Source organism: Streptomyces sp. NPDC001153, from assembly GCF_053598315.1.
Genome location: NZ_JBSFJZ010000060.1, coordinates 41107 through 48489, shown reverse-complemented (window position 1 = coordinate 48489; position 7383 = coordinate 41107). Strand labels below are relative to the sequence as shown.

The window sequence follows — 7383 nt, the reverse complement described above, 5'->3', positions numbered from 1 at the left end:
CCTCCGTGCGGTGAAGATTCGACACCTCCACCACACACGGGGGCCTTCGCCACGATCAAGACCGGCCAGCGTTAACAACGCTCGTGATCAATACAGCTAGGGCGTTGACCGCGAAAACGCGCCGGGTGGAGGCATGCTGGGTGGCGGCGATGCTGGTTGCGCCGGCGCAGGCAGGCGTGCAGGTCGCGCGCGAGGGCGGCGCCTGCACGCCATTGCCGGGCATCCCCTGGCATCCGAGATCGGCCGCTTGGCGCTGATGGCTTCCGTCGCGCCTACCAGCCAAGACACCTCAGTGACTGCGATACCGCCACACCGTGCGCATCGGTCAGTCGGAGGCGGCGATCGCGGCTTGGGCGGTGAGGGTGTCGAGTCGGGCGGCGAGGTCGGGGTGGACGGTTGCCAGGTGGGGACGGGCTGCGTTCAGGGGGCGCACGAGGGCGGCAGGATCGTCCTGGGCGAGAGCCGCGTCGAGCTGGCCGACGGGGCCGCGGGCGGCAGCGGGTAGGTCGGTGAGGGTGGTGATCTGGGCGGCGATGCGGCGCAGGTCGGCGGCGTTACGCCGGGCCCAGGCGACCTGGGCGCGGTCTGCGGCGCGGCGTTCGCGGGTGGCCTGGACGCGTTGTTCGCCGGTGGTTCCGGCGGGGCCGGGCCGACCCCGCAGGTAGCGGCGTTCGGCGGCCTGACGGCTGGCGACGCCGAGCGGGTGGGCGAGGTCTGCCCAGCTGGCGCCTGCGCGGCGGGCTGTTTCGATCAGGCCGGTTTCCCAGCCGGCGAGCTGCTCGCGCACCTCGCGCAGCAGCAGGAGGGAGGCCAGGGCCTGCTCGGGACCGGCGCCCGTGTCGTCGGGGGCGCCGGATACCTCGTGGGCGGCGCGCAGGGCTTCGTTGATGGTTTCCAGGGCCGCCGCGGCAGCGAGAAACGAGGCCGGGCTGTGGGCGCCGGAACCGGACGGGACCGGCTGGTCGGCTGCTGTCATCCGCGCCTCCTTCCGAAGCGTCGTCCTTTCGGTGACATCGTGTTTGTCATCCATTGGATGACATGTTACAACGTATACGAGGCGCATTGGCAGACCCTGCCCGACCCCTCTGGAGGTGTTTCACGATGTTGATGCGCACCGACCCCTTCCGTGAGCTCGACCGGCTGGCTCAGCAGCTGATGGGCACCGGCACCTGGTCCCGGCCGTCCGCGATGGCCATGGACGCCTACCGCGAGGGCGACGAGTACGTGGTGGCCTTCGACCTGCCGGGGGTGAGCCCGGAGGCGATCGACATCGACGTCGAGCGCAACATGCTGACCGTCAAGGCCGAACGCCGGCCCGTGGCGAAGGCCGACGACGTGCAGATGGAACTGTCCGAGCGGCCACTGGGTGTCTTCTCCCGCCAGATCGTGCTGGCCGACACGCTGGACACCGAGCACATCAAGGCCGACTACGACGCCGGGGTGCTCACCCTGCGCATCCCGATCGCCGAGCGCGCCAAGCCCCGCAAGATCGCCATCGGCGGGGGAACCTCCCAGAAGGAGATCTCCGGCTGACCGGCGGCGGCAGGAGCCGCCCAGCGGCGGAGGACGGGCATCCGATCTCCCCCTCACCCGCCCTCCGCCCACCGGAGCAAGAACCGGAGCAAGAAACCGAAGAAGGGTGGCGGCCGACGTGACCCTGCGACGCGAAGCGTTCCTCGACCACGTGAAGGAACGCGGCGAGTACAAAAGTGAGCAGGAAGCAGAACGCGCGGCCCGCGTGGTTCTCGCCCTCCTGGGCGCGCATCTGGTCGGCGAGGTACGCGCCCAGCTGGCGGCGCGCCTGCCGGAGGACTTCGCCCTGATCCTGCTCAACCCGCTGACCAGCGCCGAACCGCTGTCACCGGAGAGGTTCGTGCGGGCGACGGCGGCCTGGATCGACGGGGCCACCGAGCAGACCGCGGCCTGGGACGTCAGCGCCGTCCTCAGCACCGTCGCCGACGCTGCCGGCGACGACCTCCTGGGCCGGACCCTGCTCCAGCTCCCCGCAGGCTACGACCTCCTCTTCGGCCACCCCCAGCCCACCTGACCATCCCCGCACCCGGTGCCCCCGCACCCTGCCGGGCACCGGCACCACGACCTCGGCGACAGAAAGGCAACCAACCAAGTGATGTCCGACCAGCTGCGTGCACCGCTTCAGCACGTGCCGGTGATGACGTACGAGCAGATGCTGGAGAAGGTCCGCTACGAAGGCGCCTACCCCACCCGGGAACGCGCCGAAGAAGCCGTCCGACTCGTCGTTGCGGGACTCGGACGCCAGCTGACGGGCGACGAACGCGTCGACCTGGCCGCCCGCCTGCCCTGGGAGGCCGCACGCATCCTCACCGAACAGATCCCCGACACCCAGCCCCTGACCGGCTGGGCCCTCGTCAAGGACCTCGCCGCCCGCAGCGGCGCCACTATGGCCACCACCCGCTGGGACACCGGCTCCGTCCTCGCCGCCGTCGCCGCCGCGGCCGGCCCCGAACTCCTCACCCGCATCCTGCGTCAGCTCCCCTCCGGCTACGCGTTGCTGTTCGGGCGCGCCGAACTCACCCCAGCCGCCTGAGCAGGCTGGACACCAACAGATTCAGGAGAGCCCCGGCGCCCGCCTCACGCCGGGGCCCCTGCCCCACCACCGCCGGCCCGTCCTGGCACGATGCGCAGCCGCTGCCGACGCCCTGCCCCGCCGCCCCGCCGGGCTGATCCCCGAGGCCACAGGCCGGCGACGTGTACGTCGCGGAGGAGACGGCGATGCGCAGCTTCGTCAAGCGGGCCGGTTTGCCTGGTGTGCCCGTGTCGCTTGGTCACACGCTCGGAGCAGCGCCCTGGATGGGGGCCTGAACAGGTCTCGCTCCGGGCGCCGGTGGACGGTGCGGCTGGTCCCCCACGGTCGCCCGTCTGCCGGGGTGTGTGTCATCAACTGTGCGGATCCCACCTGTTCGTGCGCGGATCCCACCTGTTCGCCGGATCCTTCGCGTTTTCGTGACCCGGTCCAGGGACCCGGTCCAGGCCCGTACTCAGGCACTGCGACATGTCCGTGAGCATGTCGCCCGTGTCGAGGTCACGGCCGGCGCGGGGTGTCGGTGCCGCAGCGAGTCGTGTGCCTGGCGTTCGGAGCCGGTCACCCGGTGTCCCGGGCCGCCGGTCCTGGTGCTGGTCCCAGACGTTCTCGGACGCGTGTGGGTGATGGCAGAGGTCTGTTCGGTGTGTGCCCGCAAGGTGCCCCGCTGCAAGATCGTCGAAGAGAGTCCGCGGCCAGAACCACAGACGGCACCGCAACCGGAACCCAGCCCGGAGCCGCCCGACTGCACCGTCTGCGACCGCGAGGCCACTGTCGGGCCCGGGCTGAAGTCCCGCAAGGGCGAGCCGGCTCCGGAGGTCGATGGACGGGGCTTTGGCCCTCCCGGCGCGGGCTGGGCGCCGCGGCGCAGGCGCCGCGACGGGAGCGTGCGGCTCATCACGGAGGATGTCTCCCGAGGCTCGCACCGGGCTGGGTGACGCCGCGCTGGAGGAGCTGATCGAGGACGGCCGGCTCCGCACCAGTGCCGGCTGTCCGGGCCGCCGTGCCCGGAGCCCCGCCCGCCATGGCGAGCGCGAGGTCGCGAAGATCACCGACAGTTCGTGGTCTTCGTACCGGCTCCCGCCGGCAGCCTCGCCCGGCACCGAAAGGCGACTCCACCCTATCGGGAGCCAAGTCCGATGGTCGGCCCGTCACACCAGCTGCTGCAGCTCCCAGTGGGGGCCGTACCAGCAATACGCTCACCGTGAGCGGCTCAGGAATTGAGCAGAGTCGCAGGCCTCCGGCGTGTATGGGCGGGCGATGGCGCCTTCGTGGCGCGAAGCTGAGGGCGTGAGTATCAGAAGCGAGCATCCGGCGAGTGCTGAACAGATCTATGCAGCACTGGTCGCTCTCGGGGCTGAGCCGGTGGCGCATCCGGAGGCACGGCCCGAGGAACTGCGGGAAGCGGACCGTCTGCGGCTGCTGGGGGGTCTGCTGGCCAAGACAGAGTTGGAGATCACCACCGCCACGCGTCTGACCGAGGAGGGAGAGATCGAGGACGTCCTCGACACGATGCTCGGCTGGACGGATCAGCTTGGTCCCGACCCCGGCCTCGCGGTCAACGTCCTGACGAACAGACTGCAGCGCACCGCCATGCAGGTCTCGGAATCCGAGGCGGACGAAACACCTCCGGGCCAGGAGGCGTCCTTCGCCGCCGCGATGACGGCGTTGTACACCCTCAGCGCCCAACTCCACGCCGACCGAGGTGACGTGGAGGCGACCCGCCGAGCTCTCAGCGGGGCGGAGGAAGCCCTCATCGACATCATCCAAGGCATGCATGACCTGCGCGTCGCCATCGGCGACGCGCCCGCGGAGGACGAAGAGCCGGAGGACGAAGAGCCGGAGGACTGACTGCCGGCCGGCGCAACAGGTTGGGCCGAGCGGGCTGAGGTCCCATCGACATGGCCTCCTTCATGGCCGGCCTCCCCTTCCCCGCCGACCGCACGGCCGCCGCAGTGGTTGAGGGGAACGGCGGCCTGTGCCGCAGGAAGGGCGGAGCGGCGGTCTCGCGGCCGTCGGAGAGGACAGCGAAGGCGGACAGGCCCAGGTCGATCCCGGGTGTCGGATGACCGGTGGGAGCGTATCGAGCCGCTGCTGCTCAGTGCCAACTGTCCATCGGTACGGGGTAGTTGTCGGCCTCTGTTCCATTCGTTCCGCTGACTGAGCGATGCGCGATTTCGTGGCCCGGGACGGCGGGCCGTGATCGGAGGTTCAGGCCGCGTTCGCGAGCTTCTGGCGTACGACGATCGCGTTGAGCCGGACCGCGAACGGTGCGGTGTCGGTGAGGCCCAGGGTGCTCACGCGGGACTTGTCGAGGCCGATGGTGACGTCGGCGCAGAAGGCCACGGCGTACAGATACGGGCCGGCTTCCTCGTCCTGGAGGGCGAAGAACAGGTCGCGGTAGTAGCTGGTGTGGTCCGGGCCCTCGTCGTAGTAGGCCAGTCCCGGTTCGCCCTCCTGTGCCGCGAGACGGGTGAAGGCGTCCGTGAGGTCGCGCTCGACGGTGTCCCAGAACGACGCCTGAGCCGCCTCGGGCGGGAGCGCCTGACGGACCGCCTCCTTGAGGGAGAGGGCCATCACCAGGATCGGCGCCTCCTCCTGGAGCCCCCAACCGCGGACCATCTTGACGATGTCGCTGTCGGGGAGTGCGGCGGCGGCATCGCGGATGTGGCCGAAGTCGTAGTTGACGGTGGCGGGCGCGATCGCCTCCTGGAAGGCACGCCCCAGGGCTTCCGCTTGGGCACGGTGAGCCTCTCCCACCTGGGTGACTGTCCTGAAACTGGCTGCCAACTGCCCCTCCTTCAACATTTTGTTGCACTAGTGGGGCGTCAGTATGCCGTAGCGGTACGCCACCGCCAGCCGTGGGGCGCCGGCCGGGCAGCCACCGCGGGGTGGTGCCCGGCCGTTCGTCTCGCCGGGGCCGCCGGGTTTCAGTGACCGGCGGAGCCTTCGGGGCGTGCGTGGCGCGGCAGGAGGAAGGAGAGCAGGAACGTCAGGACGAGCATGCCGTCGACGATCCACAGCACCGTCTTCATCACGGAGCCGAAACCGCTGCGGAAGGCCGACTTCGCGGTGGTCTCCAGCGCGCCGGGTATCCGGGCGCCGGCTTGCGGCGACGTCACGGCGGACCGGGTGTCCTTCTCCAGGCGGGCGCAGGACGCCGGGGTGGCGGCCGGATCCTTGGCGACGGCACGGTCCGAGGCGCACCGCCGCAGGTCCGCCACGACGCGGTCCTGGGCGGCCGGTGCCACGTGCGCGGCGCTCAGCTGACCCCGCAGGCCGGTCGCGTGGTGGTCGACGGCGGTGGCGATGCCGCCGCCCAGCAGGCCGAAGAACACGGTGCCGAGGAGCGCCACGCCGAAGGCGCCGCCGAGTTGCTGCATCGCGGTCATCGTGCCGGACGCCGAGCCCGTCTCGTGCTGCTCGACGCTGGCGAGCACGATGTCGAAGAAGGGTGCCATCAGCAGGCCCATCCCGATGCCGGTGACGAGCAGGGCCGGTACGAGCTGCCAGGGGCCGACGCCGCTGCCCACCGTGTCGAGGGTCAGCCACACGCCGAACACGCCGAGCGCCATGACCAGCGTGCCGGCCTGGAGCACGGCCCGGCCGAACCGGGCGACAGCCTGAGCGACGCCGAAACCGACGATCATGCCGCCCGACCAGGGCACCATCACCAGGCCCGCTTTCAGCGGCGAGTAGCCGAGGCCGATCTGGGTGTAGAGGTTGAAGACCAGCATGAAGCCCTGCATGGTCGAGAAGAAGACCAGTCCGAGGGTCATGCCTCCGCTGAACCCGCGCTTGCGGAAGAGGCTGGGGACGACCAGCGGGTCACGGCCGGCCTTGCTGCGGCGCGACTCGTAGGTGGCGAAGGCGACGAAGACGGCCACCGACGCGGCCATCATCGCGAACGTCCACCCGGGCCAGTCGTACTCACGGCCCTGGACCAGCGGGAAGATGATGAGCAGCGCGGCGAGCGAGACCAGGAGCATGCCGGGGATGTCGAGGCGCGGCCTGTCTCCGGACCGGCCCCTGGGCAGGTAGCGCAGGGCCCCGAGGAAGGCGGCGGCGCCCAGCGGCAGGTTGATCAGGAAGATCATCCGCCAGCCGGTGCCGAAGTAGTCGGCGTCCACGAGCCAGCCCGCCAGGATCGGCCCGCACACCGCGGACAGCCCCATGACCGGGCCGAACATGCCGAACGCCTTCTGCGATTCCTTCGGCGGGAACATCTCCTTGATCATGCCGAGGCCCTGCGGCAGCATCACCGCGCCGAACAGTCCCTGGACGACGCGTGCGGCGATCAGCATCTCGGGCGACACGGCGACCGCGCACAGCAGCGAGCCCAGGGTGAAGCCGGCGGCTCCCACCAGGAACATCCGGCGGCGCCCGTGGATGTCCCCGAGCCGGCCGCCGGTGACGAGTCCGACGGCCATCGAGAGGGTGTACGCGGCGGCGAGCCACTGGAGGGTGGAGGCGCCGCCGCCGAGGTCGGCCCGCATGGAGGGGCCCGCGATGTTCGTGACGACGGCGTCGAGGAGATCCATCACCTCGGCCGCGAGGATCACGAACAGTGCAGCCCAGCGCCACCGGTAGGGCGCCGGCGAGTCGGTGGGCGTCTCGGCGGACGCGACACCGGTGGTGGACATCGGAAACTCCTCGCGGAAGGCCGCGTCGCACTGAGGAGACGCGGGTGCGGTGGGGCGGGTGGAGAAACTGCCCGGCTCGCTGGTACGGCCCAGGGGGACGGGCGACCGGACACTCGGGAGAACGGTGTTCACCGTAGCAGAACAACGTTCATCGAGAGAACGGCGTTCATTAAGATATAG

The 7383-nt window shown here is 70.6% G+C and carries 7 protein-coding genes; 4 read left to right on the top strand and 3 right to left on the bottom strand.

Annotated elements, in window-relative coordinates; translation table 11 throughout:
• Positions 1-325: 325 nt before the first annotated feature.
• Positions 326-976: a type III effector protein gene (locus tag ACWDEN_RS42330; RefSeq protein ID WP_351610519.1), complete on the bottom strand. Its 651-nt coding sequence runs from the start codon at positions 974-976 to the stop codon at positions 326-328.
• 125 nt (positions 977-1101) lie between these two features.
• Between ACWDEN_RS42330 and ACWDEN_RS42325 the strand changes: the two genes are divergently transcribed.
• The 4 genes from ACWDEN_RS42325 to ACWDEN_RS42310 all read left to right on the top strand — a co-directional run bounded on the left by ACWDEN_RS42325 (position 1102) and on the right by ACWDEN_RS42310 (position 4411).
• Positions 1102-1533 (top strand): Hsp20/alpha crystallin family protein, encoded by a 432-nt coding sequence (locus ACWDEN_RS42325; RefSeq protein WP_351610521.1) that lies wholly within the window; start codon positions 1102-1104, stop codon positions 1531-1533.
• Between the two features lie 118 nt (positions 1534-1651).
• Positions 1652-2047: a DUF2267 domain-containing protein gene (locus ACWDEN_RS42320; RefSeq protein WP_351610524.1), complete on the top strand. Its 396-nt coding sequence runs from the start codon at positions 1652-1654 to the stop codon at positions 2045-2047.
• A gap of 81 nt (positions 2048-2128) precedes the next feature.
• Positions 2129-2566 (top strand): DUF2267 domain-containing protein, encoded by a 438-nt coding sequence (locus tag ACWDEN_RS42315; protein ID WP_351610527.1) that lies wholly within the window; start codon positions 2129-2131, stop codon positions 2564-2566.
• Positions 2567-3850: 1284 nt separating this feature from the next.
• Positions 3851-4411, top strand: a complete 561-nt coding sequence (locus tag ACWDEN_RS42310) for a hypothetical protein (RefSeq protein WP_351610529.1) — start codon at positions 3851-3853, stop codon at positions 4409-4411.
• 360 nt (positions 4412-4771) lie between these two features.
• Here the strand turns inward: ACWDEN_RS42310 and ACWDEN_RS42305 are convergent, their stop codons facing one another.
• Positions 4772-5350: a Type-2Aa cytolytic delta-endotoxin gene (locus ACWDEN_RS42305; protein WP_450863260.1), complete on the bottom strand. Its 579-nt coding sequence runs from the start codon at positions 5348-5350 to the stop codon at positions 4772-4774.
• 140 nt (positions 5351-5490) lie between these two features.
• Positions 5491-7203, bottom strand: coding sequence for an MFS transporter (locus ACWDEN_RS42300; protein ID WP_351610534.1), 1713 nt, complete (start codon positions 7201-7203; stop codon positions 5491-5493).
• Positions 7204-7383: the final 180 nt, after the last annotated feature.